Genomic DNA, 16323 nt, shown 5'->3' with positions numbered 1-16323 from the left:
GAAGGGGAAGAGATGAAGCTGACGGATGTCCTCGCAGGATGTGGAGCCGAGCAGACCTCGGGCGGCCGTTCCGCGGTTGACGTCACGGGTGTGACGCAGGACTCGCGGCGCGTGAAGACGGGGGACCTCTTCGTCGCCATTCCTGGCACGAAGGAGGATGGAGCCCAGTTCATCGGTGAAGCCGTGTCCCGTGGCGCCGTGGCGGTGGTTTCCGAGAAGCCGGTGCCCTCGTCGCAGGTGCCGTTCTTCAAGGTGAGCAACGCGCGAAAGGCGCTGGCGCTCATCGCCGCCAACTTCTACGGCCGTCCCGCCGAGCAGCTGACGCTGCTGGGCGTCACCGGGACGAACGGGAAGACGACGACGACGTACCTGCTGGAGGCCATGAGCACGGCCGCCTACGCCTCGACGGGAGTCATTGGAACGCTGGGCTACAAGTTCTCCGGCAAGACGGTGGAGAGCGCGAACACGACGCCGGACCCGCTGGAACTGCACCGCATCTTCCGGGAGATGGTCGACGCGGGCGTGGAGACGGTCATCATGGAGGTGTCCAGCCACGCGCTCGCGCAGGAGCGCGTGCACGGGCTCACCTTCAAGGCGGCCGGCTTCTCCAACCTGAGCCGGGACCACCTCGACTACCACAAGGACATGGAGGACTACTTCCAGGCGAAGCGGAAGCTCTTCGCGGAGAACCTGTCCGCCACCGGCGTGGCCGTGGTCAACGGTGACGACACCTACGCCAGCCGCATCTACAACGAGCTGCGCGGCCAGAAGCGCATGGCGTGGAAGTTCAGCCGCCTGGGCAACGGGGAGATTTCCGCCTCGGACGTGAGCTTCACGCTCCAGGGCATCAAGGGCACGCTGAAGACGCCCGCGGGCGACATCCCCATCAAGAGCAAGCTCTTGGGGCCCCACAACCTGGAGAACATCCTCCTGGCGGCGGGCATCGGCCTGGGCGCGGGCTTCGCCCGGCGCGACGTGCAGGAGGGCATCGAGCGCATGACGCCGGTGGCCGGCCGCATGGAGCGCGTGGAGAACTACGGCCCGGGCGGGGCGCCCGCGGTGCTGGTGGACTACGCGCACACCGACGACGCGCTCAAGCGCGCGCTGGAGGCCTCGCGCTCGCTGGCCAAGGGCCGTGTCATCACGGTCTTCGGCTGCGGTGGAGACCGGGACAAGGGCAAGCGTCCGCTGATGGGCGCGGTGGCGGCGGAGGCCGCGGACCTGGCCATCGTCACCAGCGACAACCCGCGCACCGAGGACCCGGAGGAGATCATCTCCCAGGTGACGCCGGGCCTGGAGAAGGGCGGCCTGCGCCGCATCTCCGCGGGCAAGGCCAAGAGCGGTGAGAAGGGCTACCTGGTGGACCCGGACCGCCGCGCGGCGATTGAGCAGGCCATCAACCTGGCGAGCGCGGACGACGTCGTCCTCATCGCCGGCAAGGGCCACGAGACGTACCAGCAGGTGGGCGCGGAGAAGCACACCTTCGACGACCGCCAGGTGGCCGCGAAGGCGCTGGCCAACCGCACTCCGGCCACTCCGGGCACTCCGGCCTAGCCGCAACAGCCCGGCCGCACCGGCGCCCCACACCCTATGCCAGCCCGATTCAACGACGAAGAGGTGGTGCAGGCGACCGGGGCGACCCGGCGCGGCGGCCCGGCCCCGGCCGCCTTCACGGCGGTCTGCACCGACACGCGGGCACTCACCCCGGGGTGCCTCTTCGTGGCGCTGGTCGGGGAGCGCTTCGACGCCCACGCCTTCGTGGACGCCGCGGCGAAGGGTGGGGCGGCGGGCGCGGTGGTGGCGCGCGGCCGGCCGCTGCCTCCACTTCCGGAGGGCTTTGCCCTCTACGAGGTGGAGGACACGCTGATGGGGCTGGGGGCCCTGGGCCGCCACCACCGGCAGCGCTTCAAGATTCCGCTGTGCGCCGTGGGTGGCTCCAACGGGAAGACGACCACCAAGGAGATGGTGGGCGCCATCCTCGCCACGCGCGGCCCCGCGCTGAAGACGGAGGGCAACCTCAACAACGAGGTGGGCGTCCCGCTGACGCTGTTCCGGCTGGAGCCCCAGCACGTGGCGGCCGTCATCGAAGTGGGGATGAACCGCCCGGGCGAAATCGAGCGGCTCACCCGCGTGGTGCGGCCGGACGCCGGTGTCATCACCGTCGTCCAGCCCGAGCACCTGGAGGGGCTGGGCAGCCTCGAGGGCGTGGCCGAGGCGGAAGGGGAGTTGTTCCGCGAGCTGGGCCCCGAGGCCACGGTGGTCGTCAACGTGGACGACGCGCTCATCCCGGCGCAGGCCGCGCGCAGCAAGGCGAAGCGGCTGACCTTCGGCCGGGCCGAGGGCGCGGACGTGCGGCTCGCGAGCGTGGAGACGCGGGGCCGCGAGGGCATGGTGGCCACGGTGCGCTACTCGGGCCGTGACTGGCCGGTGCGGCTGCACTTCATCGGGCCGCACAACGCGCAGAACGCCACGGCGGCCTTCGCGCTGGCGCTGGCGCTGGGCTACACGCCGGACGAGTGCGTGAAGGGCCTGGAGGCGGCGCGGCCGTACGCGCGGCGCCTCAACGTGGTGGACGGGAAGAACGGCGTGACGGTCATCGACGACTGCTACAACGCCAACCCCGCCTCCATGGACGCGGCGCTGGAGACGCTGGGCACGCTGGTGCCCGTCGGCGGCCGGGCCGTGGTGGTGCTGGGAGACATGCTGGAATTGGGCCCCGGCGAGCTGGAGGAGCACGCGCGCCTGGGCGGGCGCGTCCCCGGCCACGCGCGGCTGGCGGCCTTCTTCGGTCCCCGCTCCGTCAAGGGGTGGGAGACCGCATCCATGGGTGATTCCGCCGCCCACTTCACCGAGGTGGAGCCGCTGGTGGCGTGGCTGTCGTCGCGGCTGCGCCCGGGTGACGTGGTGCTGGTGAAGGCCAGCCGCGGCATGCGGCTGGAACGGGTGGTGGCGGCCCTGACGGGCGCCCCGGTCCCCGGAGGAAACCACTAGTGCTGTACCTCCTCTACGAGCTCATCCAGAACTCGGAGGCCGGGCGCGTCCTCAACTTCCTGCGCTACCCGACCTTCCGCATCATCGCCGCGGGCGTCTTCGCGCTCGTGCTCGGCATGCTCATCGGCCCCCGGCTCATCGCCCGCCTGCGGCTGAAGCAGCACGGGCAGAGCAACGTGCGCGAGGACACGCCGGACACGCACCAGAAGAAGAAGGGCACGCCCACCATGGGTGGCGCGCTCATCCTCATCTGCATCGCCGCCGGCACCCTGCTGTTCGCGGACCTGAAGCACCGCGTGGTGTGGGTGATGCTGCTCTTGACGTTCGGCTACGGCTTCATCGGCTTCCTGGACGACTGGCTCAAGCTGTCCAAGCGCAACTCGAAGGGCCTGCCCGGCCGGTACAAGATGGTGCTGCAGACCGTCTTCTACCTGGTGGCCGTGTTCGGCCTGCTGACGACCTGGACGCAGCCGGACGGCTCCTTCGGGCCCACGCTGCTCATCAACACGAAGCTGACGCTGCCCTTCATCCCCACGCGCTGGTTCAACCCGGACCTGGGCTGGTTCTACGTCTTCTTCGCGTGGATCGTCATCGTCGGCACGTCCAACGCGGTGAATCTCACGGACGGCCTGGACGGCCTGGCCATCGTTCCCACCATCGTCTCCGCGATTACGTTCGCCGTGCTCTGCTACGTGGCGGGCACCACGCTGAGCATCGCGGAGGCGGAGACGGTGGGCGGCGTGTCCAAGCTGGTGGCCACGCCCGTCTACCAGTACCTGGGCATCCTCCAGGTGCCGGGCGGCGCGGAGCTGGCCGTGTTCTGCGCGGCGATTGTGGGCGCGGGCATCTCGTTCCTCTGGTTCAACACGTATCCGGCCTCCGTCTTCATGGGCGACATCGGCTCGCTGGCGCTGGGTGGCGCGCTGGGCGGGCTGTCGGTGCTGTCCAAGAACGAGGTGGTGTCCGCCATCATCCACGGCATCTTCTTCGCGGAGGCGCTGAGCGTGATGATTCAGGTGGCCTCCTTCAAGATGACGGGCAAGCGCGTCTTCAAGATGGCGCCGGTCCACCACCACTTCGAGCTCAAGGGACTGGCCGAGCCGAAGATCATCGTCCGTTTCTGGATCGTCTCCATCCTCTGTGGTGGCGTGGCGCTCCTGTCGCTCAAGCTCCGCTGAAGCCGCAGGAAGGGGGCGCACGGCCATGACGTTGTCGCTGTCCGGGCAGAAGGTGCTGGTGTACGGGCTCGCGAAGAGCGGTGTGGCGGCGCTGCGCCTCCTCCGCCAGCACGGCGCGCAGGTGACGGCGCTGGACGCGCGCGCCGACGACGCGCTGGGCGAGGTGGGCCGCGAGGTGAAGGCCCTGGGCGCAACGCTCGTCACCGGGCCCACGCCTCCGGGGCTGCTGGCCTCGCAGGACCTGGTGGTGGTGAGCCCCGGCGTGCCGCTGGCGCTGCCGGAAATCGAGGCCGCGCGCGCGGCGGGCGTGGCGGTGTGGGGCGAGGTGGAGCTGGCCTCGCGCTTCCTCACCGACGTGCCGCTGTTCGGCATCACCGGCACCAACGGGAAGAGCACCACCACGGCGCTCACCGGCGAGCTGTTTCTGCGCGGCGGCAAGCGCACCTTCGTGGGCGGCAACCTGGGGCGGCCCTTCTCCGAGGCCGCCATGGCGCCCGGCGACTGGGACGCGCTGGTGGTGGAGCTGTCCAGCTTCCAGCTCGAGGGCATCCGCACCCTGCGCCCGCGCGGCGCGGCCATCCTCAACCTCACGCCGGACCACCTGGACCGCTACGCAACCCACGCGGACTACGGCGCGGCCAAGGCGCGGATATTCCAGAACCAGCTGGCGGGCCAGAACCCGCTGGGGCAGAACCCGCGGGGCACCGACTTCGCGGTGGTGAACGCGGACGACGCGGACGTCATGGGCCTGGCGCGCGCGGCGAAGGTGCCGGTGTACGGCTTCACCGTCGCGGGCAGGCCGGTGGTGGACGCGCCGGGGCTGGCGGGGCTCGCGGTGGCGGAGGAGGGCGGCTTCCGGCTGGACTTCCTGGGCGAGCGCTACCGGCTGGCCAACCGCGCGCTGCGCGGGGCGCACAACGCGCAGAACGCGATGGCGGCGGCGCTGCTGGCGCGGCTGGGCGGCGTGGCCTCCGACGGCGTGCAGGCGGGCCTGGACAGCTACCCGGGCCTGCCGCACCGGCTGGAGAGCGTGCGGGTGCTGGACGGGGTGGAGTGGGTGAACGACTCCAAGGCCACCAACGTGGACTCCGTGCTGGTGGCGCTGCGCGCCTTCAAGGGCGACCTCTGGCTGATTGCCGGAGGCAAGGGCAAAGGCGCGCCCTACGCGCCCATGGTCGACGAGGGGCGGGGCAAGGTGAAGGGCGTGCTCACCATCGGCAATGACGCGGACGCGCTCGCCAGGGCGTATGCGGGCCAGGCGCCGGTGCACGCGTGCGGCACGCTGGACGCCGCGGTGGCGAAGGCGCGCGAACTGGCGAGGGCGGGGGACACGGTGCTGCTGTCTCCCGCGTGTGCGTCGTACGACCAGTTCAAGAACTTCGAGGACCGGGGCGATACGTTCAAGCGCCTGGTCAAGGCGCTCTGACAGCCATGAAGACCTCTCCTCCCACGGCGGCCCCCGTGCGGTTCGACCCGTTGCTGCTGGGCGCGGTGCTGGCCCTCGTCACGCTCGGACTGGTGATGGTGTACTCCGCCAGCGCGGTGCTGGCGCAGGACAAGCAGGGCGACAGCCTGTACTTCCTCAAGCGGCAGCTCACCGCGGCCGGCATGGGGCTCGTCGCCATGGCCGTGGCCATGAAGGTGGGCTGGCGGAAGCTGGCGCGCTGGGCGTACCCGCTGCTGCTGGTGGCCATCGTCCTGCTGGTGCTGGTGGCCATTCCCGGCATCGGCTCCACGGCGGGCGGCGCGCGCCGGTGGATTCGCCTGCCGGGCTTCGGCCTGCAGCCCGCCGAAATCGCCAAGTTCGCGTGGGTCGTCTACCTGTCCTACTCGCTGGCGAAGAAGCGCGAGAAGGTGGCGACGTTCTCCGTGGGCTTCCTGCCCCACCTGGCCCTGTGCGGCCTGCTGGTGATGCTGTGCATGCTGCAGCCGGACTTCGGCAGCAGCGTGCTGCTGGTGTTCATGCTCTTCGTGCTGCTCTTCGCGGCTGGCGCGAAGCTGAGCTACCTGGTGGGCATGGTGCTGCTGGCGCTGCCGCTGGCGTACGTGGCCATCGCCTCCAGCCCGTACCGCATGAAGCGCATCCTCGCCTTCCTGGACCCGTGGGCGCACCGGCACGACGTGGGCTACCAGGTGGCGGAGTCCCTGATGTCCATCGGCTCGGGCGGCGTGTCGGGGCTCGGGCTGGGAGACGGGCGGCAGAAGCTCTTCTTCCTGCCGGAGGCCCACACCGACTTCATCTTCTCCATCCTCGGAGAGGAGACGGGCCTGGTGGGCGTGGGGCTGCTGGTGACGCTGTACGGAATCGTCCTCTGGCGCGGCGTGAAGGCCAGCCTGGCGGCGGGGGAGACGTTCGGCACCTACCTGGGGCTGGGCATCACCTCCATCATCGCCTTCCAGGCCACGGTGAACATGTGCGTGGCCATGGGCCTGCTGCCGACGAAGGGGCTGACGCTGCCGTTCGTCTCCTACGGCGGCACGTCGCTGGTGGTGCTGATGGGGGCGGCCGGGGTGCTGCTGTCCCTGAGCGCGAATACCCAGGGGGCGCCGCGCACCGCCCGGGCGGGCACGGACATGCGGGAGGTGACGGCGTGAAGGTCCTCATCGCGGGCGGCGGCACCGGCGGCCACCTCTTCCCGGGCATCGCCCTGGCGGAGGAGGTGACGACGCGCCACCACGGCAACGAGGTGGTCTTCGTGGGCACCGAGCGCGGCCTGGAAGCCCGCGTGGTGCCCAAGGAGGGCTACCCGCTGGAGCTGGTGAAGGTGCAGGGCCTCAAGGGCAAGAGCCTCCTCGCCTTCCTCAAGGCGCTCATCGCGCTGCCGCTGGCCTTCATCGAGTCCTTCCGCATCCTCGCCCGCCAGAAGCCGGACGTGGTGGTGGGCGTGGGCGGCTATGCCAGCGGGCCGGTGGTGCTGGCGGCGTGGCTGATGGGCATCCCCACCGCCATCCAGGAGCAGAACGCGCTGCCCGGCCTCACCAACAAGCTGCTGGGCAAGGTGGTGCGCGTGGTCTTCACGGCCTTCGAGGGCGCGCGCCAGTTCTTCCCCGAGAAGAAGGTGCAGCTCATCGGCAACCCCATCCGCCGCAAGCTGATGGACAACTACCTGCGCAGCCACGTGGCGCACGAGCGCTTCTCGCTGCTCGTCTTCGGCGGCAGCCTGGGCGCGCGCGGCATCAACCAGCGGATGCTCGAGGCGCTGGACTCCCTGGGCGACCTGAAGGACGGGCTGCACTTCGTCCACCAGACGGGGAAGAACGACCTGGAGCAGGTGCGCAAGGGCTACGCCGACAAGGGCTTCCAGGCGGACGTGGTGGAGTTCATCGACGACATGTCGAGCGCGTACGCGAAGGCGGACCTCGTCGTCTGTCGCGCCGGCGCCACCACGCTCGCGGAGCTGACGGTCTGCAAGAAGGCCAGCATCCTCATCCCCTTTCCGCACGCCACGGATGACCACCAGGCCGTGAATGCGAAGGCGCTGGTGGACGCGGGCGCGGCGCTGATGTTCCGCGAGGCGGAGCTCACCGGGGCGAAGCTGGCGGAGACCCTCCGCACCCTGAAGAGCGACCCCGCGAAGCTCAAGAACATGGAGAAGAAGGCGGGCCTGCTGGGCCGTCCGGAGGCCGCGAAGGAGCTGGCGGACGTTTGCGTCGACCTGATGGTGCAGACGTGGGGCCCCAATGGTAGGGAGCGCGCCCCCAGCGAGCCGAAGAAGGCGCCCAGGAGCCACTCGTGACGAAGAACAAGCCGGCCAGCCTCTTCAAGACGCGCCATGCCGCGCAGGTGCACTTCGTGGGCATCGGCGGCATCGGCATGAGCGGCATCGCCGAGGTGCTGCTCAACCTGGGCTACCGCGTGTCCGGCTCCGACTTGAAGGAGAGCGACATCACCCGGCGGCTGACGCGCATGGGCGCCACCTTCTTCGAGGGCCACCGCGCGCAGAACCTGGTGCAGGCGGACGTGGTGGTCATCTCCTCCGCGGTGCGCAAGGACAACCCGGAGGTCGTCACCGCGCGCCAGCGGAAGATTCCCGTCATCCCCCGCGCGGAGATGCTCGCGGAGCTGATGCGCCTGAAGTACGCCGTCGCGGTGGCGGGCAGCCACGGCAAGACGACGACGACGTCCATGGTGGCCACCGTGCTGAGCGCCGCGGGGCTGGACCCCACGGCGGTGGTGGGCGGCAAGGTGAACGTGCTCGACTCCAACGCCAAGCTGGGCAAGAGCGAGCTGATGGTGGTGGAGGCGGACGAGAGCGACGGCAGCTTCCTCAAGCTGCACCCGTCCATCTCCATCGTCACCAACATCGACCCGGAGCACATGGACCACTACGGCACGCTGGACAACCTCCAGACGGCCTTCGTGGAGTTCTGCAACCGGGTGCCCTTCTACGGCCTCAACGTCCTCTGCCTGGACAACCCCAACGTCCAGGCGCTCCTGCCGCGGATTGAAAAGCGCTTCGTCACCTACGGCAGCTCGCACATGGCGGACTACCGGCTGGAGAACATCCAGCTGGACGGCTTCACCACGACGTTCCAGGCCTTCCGCCGGGACGAGCCGCTGGGCGAGTTCCGCGTGCGCATGGTGGGCGCGCACAACGCCTTCAACGCGCTGGCCGTCATCGCCGTGGCCGAGGAGATGGACATCCCCCTGGAGACGGTGCGCGGCGCGCTGGCCGAGTTCGGCGGCGTGCAGCGGCGCTTCACCGTGCGGGGCGAGTCGCAGGGCGTCACCGTGGTGGACGACTACGGGCACCACCCCACGGAAGTCGTCGCGACGCTGGCGGGCGCGCGGCGCGCCTTCGGCCGGCGCCTGGTGGTGGCCTTCCAGCCGCACCGCTACACGCGCACGCACGACCTGATGAAGGAGTTCACCACCGCGTTCAACGACTCGGACGTCCTCTTCGTCACCAGCGTCTACGCGGCGGGCGAGGAGAAGATTCCGGGCGCCACCGGCGACGCGCTGGCGGACGCCATCCGCGCGCACGGCCACCGCGACGTCACCTTCGTGGAGAAGCGCACGGACCTGCCGGCGGCGCTGCTGCCCCGGCTGCGCGAGGGCGACCTGGTGCTGACGCTGGGCGCGGGCGACATCACCCAGGTGGGGCCGGACCTGCTCGGCCTGCTGGGCACCTCCGGCCTGTCGAAGGGCTAGGGCGCCATGGTGGAAGCGGGCGTGAAGACGGCGCTGGCGGCCCGCGTGGAGCGGCTGCCCGGCTGCGAGGTGAAGGCGGGCGAGCCCCTGGCCCCGCTCACCAGCGTCCGGGTGGGCGGCGCCGCCGAGGCCCTGGTGCGCCCGCGCACGCCGGACGCGCTGGTGGCCCTGCTGAAGCTGGCGCGGGACGAGGGCGTGCCCGTCTGCATCCTCGGCGGTGGTGCCAACACCCTGGTGGGCGACGGCGGCGTGGCGGGCTTCACCGTGAAGCTGCCCGGGGACCTCTTCCCCGAGGTCGCCGACGTGGGCCCCGAGGAGGGCCGCCTCACGCTGGGCGCGGGCGCGGCCATCGTCCGCCTCATCAACCTCATGCGCGCGCAGGCGCTGGTGGGCGCCGAGTTCCTCGCCGGCATCCCCGGCACGCTGGGCGGCGCGGTGGCGATGAACGCCGGCACGAAGAACGGGGAGGCCTTCCGCGCGATTGAGGCGGTGGAGGTGGCCACGGCCGATGGGGTGGGGTGGCTGACGAAGGCGCAGGTGCCGCATGCCTACCGCCACTCGGAGCTGCCGGCGGGCGGCGTCGTCACGCGGGTGCGCTTCCTCTTGCGCAAGGGGGACGTGGCGGCGTCCAAGGCGGCCATGGACGCGGACCTGGGCTACCGCAAGCGCACGCAGCCCTTGAGCCAGCCCAACTTCGGCAGCGTCTTCACCAACCCGCCGGGCGACCATGCCGGGCGGCTGATTGAGCTCGTGGGCCTCAAGGGCCATACGTTGGGCCGCGCGCAGGTGTCCACCCTGCACGCCAACTGGATCGTCAACCTGGGCGGAGCGTCCGCCCGCGACGTGCTGGGCCTCGTCACCCTCATGCAGCAGCGGGTGCGCGAGGAGACCGGCGTCGACATGAAACCCGAAGTCAAGCGCGTGGGAGCGTTCCTGCCATGACCCCGAATCGCGGTGCCTTCACGAAGGACGAGCTCAAGACGAAGCGCGTGGGCGTGCTGTTTGGCGGCCTGTCCGCGGAGCGCGAGGTGTCCCTGCGCACCGGCGCGGCGGTGGCCGGGGCGCTGCGCTCGCTGGGCTACGACGTGGTGGACATCGACGTGGGCAAGGACCTGCCCGCGCGCCTGCTGGCGGAGAAGGTGGACGTGGCGTGGCTCGCGGTACACGGCCGCTACGGCGAGGACGGGTGCCTCCAGGGCCTGCTGGAGTCCATGTTCATCCCCTACACCGGCAGCGGGGTGATGGCCTCCGCCGTGGGCATGGACAAGGTGTACGCCAAGCAGATCTTCCTCGCGCACGGCATCCCCACGCCGCCGTACCGGGCCTTCACGGATGCGCAGTCCGCGCTGGCGGCGGCGGACTCGCTGCCCTTCCCGTTCCCCGTGGTGGTGAAGCCCAGCCGCGAGGGCAGCAGCGTGGGCGTGCACATCGTCAAGACGCGCGCGGACTACGACGCCGCGGTGACGGACGCCGCGAAGTACGCCGGCACCCTCATGGTGGAGCAGTTCATCAAGGGCCGCGAAGTGCAGGGGGGAGTCCTGGACGATGAGGCCCTCGGCGTCATCGAGGTTCGCGCCGCGCGCGAGTTCTACGACTACGACGCCAAGTACAAGGCGGGCTCCGGGACGCAGTACCTCTTCCCCGCGCCCCTGCCTCCTGAGCAGTATGCCCGGGTGAACGAGGTGAGCCTGGCCGCGCACAAGTCCCTGGGGTGTAGCGGGGGCTCGCGCTCGGACGTCATCGTCACCGACGGAGGCGAAGTGTTTCTTCTGGAGATCAACACCCTGCCTGGCATGACGGCCACCAGCCTCCTGCCCAAGATTGCCGCCGGACGCGGCATCGACTTCCCGGTCCTGTGCGAGCGCCTCCTCTTGGGCGCCTCCCTCAAGGCCTGAGCCGGCGGGGGCGCCGACGCAACTTCGCGTCCGCTCCCGTCGAAAACCTCCGGAAGTTCCTGGCCCGACCCCCGCCGCCGGTCGCTACAGCGACGTACCTGTAGCCAAAAACTGGCGTGGAGATCCATCCGCACGCAGCATGCGTGCGACCGTCCCGACCCATGGCCTTTGGCAGAACGCGAAATCGCCGCCGTCAAGACACCGCCCAGCAGAAGGAGGCGGTCAAGGGCGCCGTGCGCTCGCACGGCCCTGGCGTGCTGAAGGTGGTGGGGCTGACGCTGGCCACCGCGCTGCTGGTGTGGGGCGGGGTGGAACTGCGCCGGTGGGCGCTGACGTCGCCGCGCTTCGACCTGGCGGCGGTGTCCTTCTCCGGACTGCAGCGCGCCTCGCGGGTGGAGCTGCTGCGGCTGGCCGCGCTGACGAAGGGGCAGAACCTGTGGACGCTGGACGTGGGCGCGCTGGAGCGCGCCATGCTCCAGCACCCGTGGGTGAAGACGGTGGAGGTGACGCGGCGCTTCCCCAACCGCGTGTCGGTGGAGGTGTCCGAGCACGTGCCGGTGGCCCTGGCGGTGCTCAGCGAGCTGTACGTCCTGGACGAGGCCGGTGAGCCCTTCAAGCGGGTGACGCCCGGGGACGGGCTGGATTTGCCGCTCGTCACGGGGTTGGACAGGGAAGGCTACGTGACGGACCCGGCGGTGGCGCGCGAGCGCCTGCGCGCGGCGCTGGAGGTGGCGGGCGCGTACACGCGACTGTCCCCCGGCAAGGACGAGCGGCTGTCCGAGGTCCGCATGGAGGCGCAGGGTCTGGCGCTGGTGACGGCGTCCGGCCAGGAAGTGCGCCTGGGACAAGGAGATTCCGAGGTCAAGCTGCAACGGCTGGCCCGTGTCCGGCGAGAGCTGGGTGCGAGGGGGCTTGCAGCGGAGATCATTCACCTGGATAACCGTGCCCGACCCGGTTGGGTGGCGGTGAAGCTTTCGAGCCCTGTCTCCGAGAGGAACGGGGTCTCGACGCGGTAAGCGGATGCCCCTTTCACGAGAGTGGGGGGCCTGGGAGGGTTGTCATGGCGAAGCAGAAGTCGGGGGAGATCATCGTCGGCCTCGACATCGGCACGACGAAGATCTGCGCCATCGTCGGGGAGCTGACCGACAGCGGCATCGACATCATCGGCATCGGTACGCACCCGTCGAAGGGGCTGCGCAAGGGCGTGGTGGTCAACATCGAGGCCACGGTCTCCTCCATCCGCCGCGCCGTCGAAGAGGCGGAGCTGATGGCGGGGGCGGAGATCTCCCACGTCTACACGGGCATCGCCGGTGGCCACATCAAGGGCTTCAACTCCCAGGGCATCGTCGCGGTGAAGGACAAGGAGGTCCGCGAGGCGGACATCGCGCGCGTCATCGACGCGGCGAAGGCGGTGGCCATTCCCCTGGACCGGGAGGTCATCCACGTCCTGCCGCAAGAGTTCATCATCGACGACCAGGGCGGCATCAAGGAGCCGCTGGGCATGGCGGGCGTGCGCCTGGAGGCCAAGGTGCACATCGTCACCGGGGCCGTCTCCAGCGCGCAGAACATCGTCAAGTGCGCCAACCGCACGGGGCTCAACGTCTCCGACATCGTCCTGCAGCCGCTGGCCAGCGCGGAGGCGGTGCTGGGCGAGGACGAGAAGGAGCTGGGCGTGTGCCTCGTCGACATCGGCGGCGGCACCACGGACATCGCCATCTTCTCCGGCGGCTCCATCGTCCACACGGCGGTGATTGCGCTGGGTGGCAACAACCTGACGAGCGACATCGCCATCGGCCTGCGCACGCCCGCGCACGAGGCCGAGCGCATCAAGCAGAAGTACGGCTGCGCGCTCGCGTCGCTCATCAACAAGGACGACACGATTGAGGTGCCCAGCGTGGGCGGCCGGCAGCCGCGCGTGCTCGGGCGGCAGATTCTCTGCGAGATTCTGGAGCCGCGCGTGGAGGAGATCTTCCAGCTCGTGCACCGTGAAATCCAGAAGTGCGGCTACGAGGACCTGCTGGCCTCGGGCGTGGTGATTACGGGTGGCTCCACGCTGCTGGCGGGCATGCCGGAGCTGGCGGAGGAAGTGCTCGGGCTGCCGGTGCGCCGGGGCATGCCGCGCGGCATCGGCGGGCTGGTGGACGTGGTGAAGAGCCCCATGTACGCCACGGGCGTGGGCCTGGTCGTCTACGGTGCCAAGCACCTGGACCGGCGCATGTTCCGCATCCGCGAGGAGAACGTGTACAAGAAGGTGAAGGGCCGCATGCGCGAGTGGCTCGAGGAAATCTTCTAGGCCGCGCCGGGCTTCAGTGCCCGCCGCCGTGCGAAGGGGCTCTCCGGAAGGAGGGCCCCTTTTGCGTTCTGGCCTGGTGCGTCACCGCGGCCCTGCGTCGGTCGTGGACGCGTCAGGCCGGTGCCGCGTCCGGGTTTGACGCGTCAACGAGGGGGGCGCTGTTGGGGGGCCAAGCAATCCGGTTTCCAGAATCCGGATCCGTGATTCGGATCTCCCCTCGGAAGAGGGGAGGGGTGGGTCTTGGAACCCCCTGGAACTGTGAGGGTTGGGAAGTGGACGGAGGATGGCTCCGGGATTGCTATGTGCGGCCGTTGCCGCCGGGACCCCATCCCACCTCGCGCGGCGCTGCCTCTATGAACGACAACACCCACACCCCTCTTCCGCTGGCATCGGCGAAGCGCGTACGTGCTCGCCTGCCTGCTGCTGGCCTGCTGGCGCTCCTGTGCGTCGCGCTGGTGGCTCCCGCCGCGCACGCCGAGCCCGACATCTTCCAGCTGGGCAATGCCCAGGACGGCGCGCTGACCGTCAACGCCGCCAACACCGTCGTCAACGTCTATACGCGGGTGACGGCGGCCGTTCCGGCGGGCCAGAGCTTCGTCACCGTGGCCACCACGACAGGCTTCGCTGTCGGCGACCTGGTGATGGTGCTCCAGAGCACGGGCCTCTCCCCGAGGCCCACGTCGGGCAGTCAGACGCCCCTCGACATGTCCGGCAATACGATGGGCCGCTGGCAGCTGGCGCGCGTCCAGTCCCTCACCGCGACCCGGCTCAGCTTCACCCAGCCGCTCACGGTGGCCTTCGGGGCGACCGGGACCCAGGCGGTGCTGGTGCGCGAGTACAGCACCGTGAACATCAACGCTGGAGGCAGCCTCGTCGCCCGGACCTGGGATGGGACCACGGGCGGCGTGCTGGCCTTCCTGGCGACGGGAGCGGTGAACAACGCAGGCTCCATCTCTGCCACGGGCGCGGGGTTCCGTGGTGGCATCTTCATGAACGGCGCTGGGGACGCGTGTACCGGTTTTGACGCTGTGTGGCCGGACGGTGCCATGAAGGGCGAGGGCGTGTTTCCAGGCGCCTATGCCCCCACGCTCGACACGTTCCCTCCGCCGGCTGGCACGACGGGCTACGGCAACATCGCCAATGGTGGTGGTGGCGGCATCTGCCACAACTCGGGCGGTGGCGGTGGCGGTGGCGCGGGCGCGGGTGGCAAGGGTGGCCGCACCTGGAACGGCGAAGAAGCGCCTGCGCGGGACGTGGGCGGGCGTGGTGGTGTGCGGATGAACTATGACGCCGTGAGCCGCGGGCTCTTCGGCGGTGGTGGCGGCGCTGGCCACAGCAATGACGACCTCGGCGGTATGGGCAACGCCGGTGGTGGCGTCGTGTTCATGCGCGCCGCATCGCTGGCGGGCGCTGGCGCGGTGAGCGCGGATGGCGTGGCGGGACAGAACGCGCAAGGCGGGGGCAACGACGCGGCGGGTGGTGGTGGCGCGGGCGGCACCATCTACATGCGCTTCACGGGCAACCTGACCTGCAGCGCGAACACCGTCACTGCTCGTGGTGGCAGCGGCGGTAGTTCCGTCTTCGCGACGCCTCACGGAACGGGTGGTGGTGGTGGCGGCGGGCATGTCCTGGTGCAGGGAGCGACGGTCGGCTGCTCGCCCGTCGTCACGGGCGGCGCGGCGGGCACCCAGCCGACGGCTGGCGCTCAGGATGGTGTGAACTACGGCGCCGTGGCCGGAAGCCCGGGTGTGGTCAGCGTGCTTGCGGGCGCGTTCCCCGCGGCCCCCGCCGCTCCGGTGGTGGTGACGCCGGCCAACGGCTCTACGACGGGTGTGCGTCCTCCCATCACCGGTACGGCGCCGGCGGGCTCGACGGTGGTCATCACCGTCGACAACATCGAGATTGGCCGTGTGACGGCCGACGCGGCGGGCAACTTTACCTTCACGCCGACGACGGACCTGGCGGTCGGTGCGCACAACGTGAGCGCGGTGGCCGAGGTGCAGGGTGTGGCCAGTCCCCGCAGCAACACCAACACCTTCACCGTGGTCACGGACAGCACGCCGCCGGACACGACGATTGTCAGCGGCCCCGCCGCAGTGACGAACTCCACCAGCGCGACGTTCGACTTCAGCTCCAACGAGAGTCCCGTCACCTACCAGTGCTCGCTGGACGGCGCGGCCTTCGTGGCCTGCACCGACCCGCGCACCTTCACCGGCCTGGCGAACGGCAACCACACCCTGGCCGTGCGCGCGGTGGACACCGCGGGCAACGTCGACTCGACGCCCGCGACCTACGCCTGGACGGTGGACGCCACCGTGCCGGATACCACCATCGTGAGTGGCCCCGCTGCCGTGACGAACTCCACCAGCGCGACGTTCGACTTCAGCTCCAACGAGAGCCCCGTCACCTACCAGTGCAGCCTGGACGGCGCTGCCTTCGTGGCCTGCACCGACCCGCGCACCTTCACCGGCCTGGCGAACGGCAACCACACCCTGGCCGTGCGCGCGGTGGACACCGCGGGCAACGTCGACCCGACCCCTGCGACCTACGCCTGGACGGTGGACACCGCTCCTCCGGATACGACGATTGTCAGCGGCCCGACGGCCGTGACGGCGTCCACGTCGGCGACCTTCGACTTCAGCTCCAACGAGAGCCCCGTCACCTACCAGTGCTCGCTGGATGGCGCGGCCTTCGTGGCCTGCACCGACCCGCGCACCTTCACCGGCCTGGCGAACGGCAACCACACCCTGGCCGTGCGCGCGGTGGACACCGCGGGCAACGTCGACCCGACCCCTGCGACCTACGCCTGGACGG

General features: G+C 70.3%; 12 protein-coding genes. All 12 read left to right on the top strand.

Annotated elements, in window-relative coordinates; translation table 11 throughout:
- The first annotated feature begins 12 nt into the window (after positions 1 to 12).
- Positions 13 to 1554 carry a UDP-N-acetylmuramoyl-L-alanyl-D-glutamate--2,6-diaminopimelate ligase gene (locus LXT23_RS47740; RefSeq protein ID WP_253987223.1) on the top strand — a complete coding sequence of 514 codons (1542 nt, stop codon included), beginning with the start codon at positions 13 to 15 and terminating at the stop codon, positions 1552 to 1554.
- A 36-nt stretch (positions 1555 to 1590) separates the two neighbouring features.
- Positions 1591 to 2991, top strand: a complete 1401-nt coding sequence (locus LXT23_RS47735) for a UDP-N-acetylmuramoyl-tripeptide--D-alanyl-D-alanine ligase (protein WP_253987222.1) — start codon at positions 1591 to 1593, stop codon at positions 2989 to 2991.
- Positions 2991 to 4169: a phospho-N-acetylmuramoyl-pentapeptide-transferase gene (gene mraY / locus LXT23_RS47730; RefSeq protein ID WP_253987221.1), complete on the top strand. Its 1179-nt coding sequence runs from the start codon at positions 2991 to 2993 to the stop codon at positions 4167 to 4169. Before LXT23_RS47735 ends, mraY begins: the two co-directional genes overlap by 1 nt.
- Positions 4170 to 4194: 25 nt before the next feature.
- Entirely contained in the window at positions 4195 to 5595 is a 1401-nt protein-coding gene (gene murD, locus LXT23_RS47725) for a UDP-N-acetylmuramoyl-L-alanine--D-glutamate ligase (RefSeq protein WP_253987220.1), read from the top strand.
- Positions 5596 to 5600: 5 nt separating this feature from the next.
- Positions 5601 to 6764 carry a putative lipid II flippase FtsW gene (gene ftsW / locus LXT23_RS47720; protein ID WP_253987219.1) on the top strand — a complete coding sequence of 388 codons (1164 nt, stop codon included), beginning with the start codon at positions 5601 to 5603 and terminating at the stop codon, positions 6762 to 6764.
- Complete coding sequence (gene murG, locus LXT23_RS47715) at positions 6761 to 7906, top strand: undecaprenyldiphospho-muramoylpentapeptide beta-N-acetylglucosaminyltransferase (protein ID WP_253987218.1); 1146 nt, start codon at positions 6761 to 6763, stop codon at positions 7904 to 7906. The genes ftsW and murG overlap by 4 nt, the downstream gene beginning before the upstream one ends.
- Positions 7903 to 9321 carry a UDP-N-acetylmuramate--L-alanine ligase gene (gene murC, locus LXT23_RS47710; protein ID WP_323379173.1) on the top strand — a complete coding sequence of 473 codons (1419 nt, stop codon included), beginning with the start codon at positions 7903 to 7905 and terminating at the stop codon, positions 9319 to 9321. Before murG ends, murC begins: the two co-directional genes overlap by 4 nt.
- Before the next feature lie 6 nt (positions 9322 to 9327).
- Positions 9328 to 10263: a UDP-N-acetylmuramate dehydrogenase gene (gene murB, locus LXT23_RS47705; RefSeq protein WP_253987217.1), complete on the top strand. Its 936-nt coding sequence runs from the start codon at positions 9328 to 9330 to the stop codon at positions 10261 to 10263.
- The gene (locus LXT23_RS47700) at positions 10260 to 11216 is read left to right on the top strand and encodes a D-alanine--D-alanine ligase (RefSeq protein ID WP_253987216.1); all 957 of its coding nucleotides are present in this window, start codon (positions 10260 to 10262) and stop codon (positions 11214 to 11216) included. Before murB ends, LXT23_RS47700 begins: the two co-directional genes overlap by 4 nt.
- 161 nt (positions 11217 to 11377) lie before the next feature.
- Positions 11378 to 12232, top strand: a complete 855-nt coding sequence (locus tag LXT23_RS47695) for a cell division protein FtsQ/DivIB (RefSeq protein WP_253987215.1) — start codon at positions 11378 to 11380, stop codon at positions 12230 to 12232.
- Positions 12233 to 12276: 44 nt separating this feature from the next.
- On the top strand, positions 12277 to 13509 hold the full coding sequence (gene ftsA, locus LXT23_RS47690) for a cell division protein FtsA (protein WP_163995185.1): 1233 nt from the start codon (positions 12277 to 12279) through the stop codon (positions 13507 to 13509).
- Positions 13510 to 13862: 353 nt separating this feature from the next.
- The coding region (agmC, locus tag LXT23_RS47685; protein ID WP_253987214.1) for an adventurous gliding motility protein AgmC at positions 13863 to 16323 on the top strand (2461 nt) is incomplete at its 3' end.

Source organism: Pyxidicoccus xibeiensis (assembly GCF_024198175.1).
Lineage (GTDB): Bacteria > Myxococcota > Myxococcia > Myxococcales > Myxococcaceae > Myxococcus > Myxococcus xibeiensis.
The sequence above is the reverse complement of the archived record's forward strand: the minus strand, read 5'-3'. Positions and strand labels throughout refer to the sequence as shown.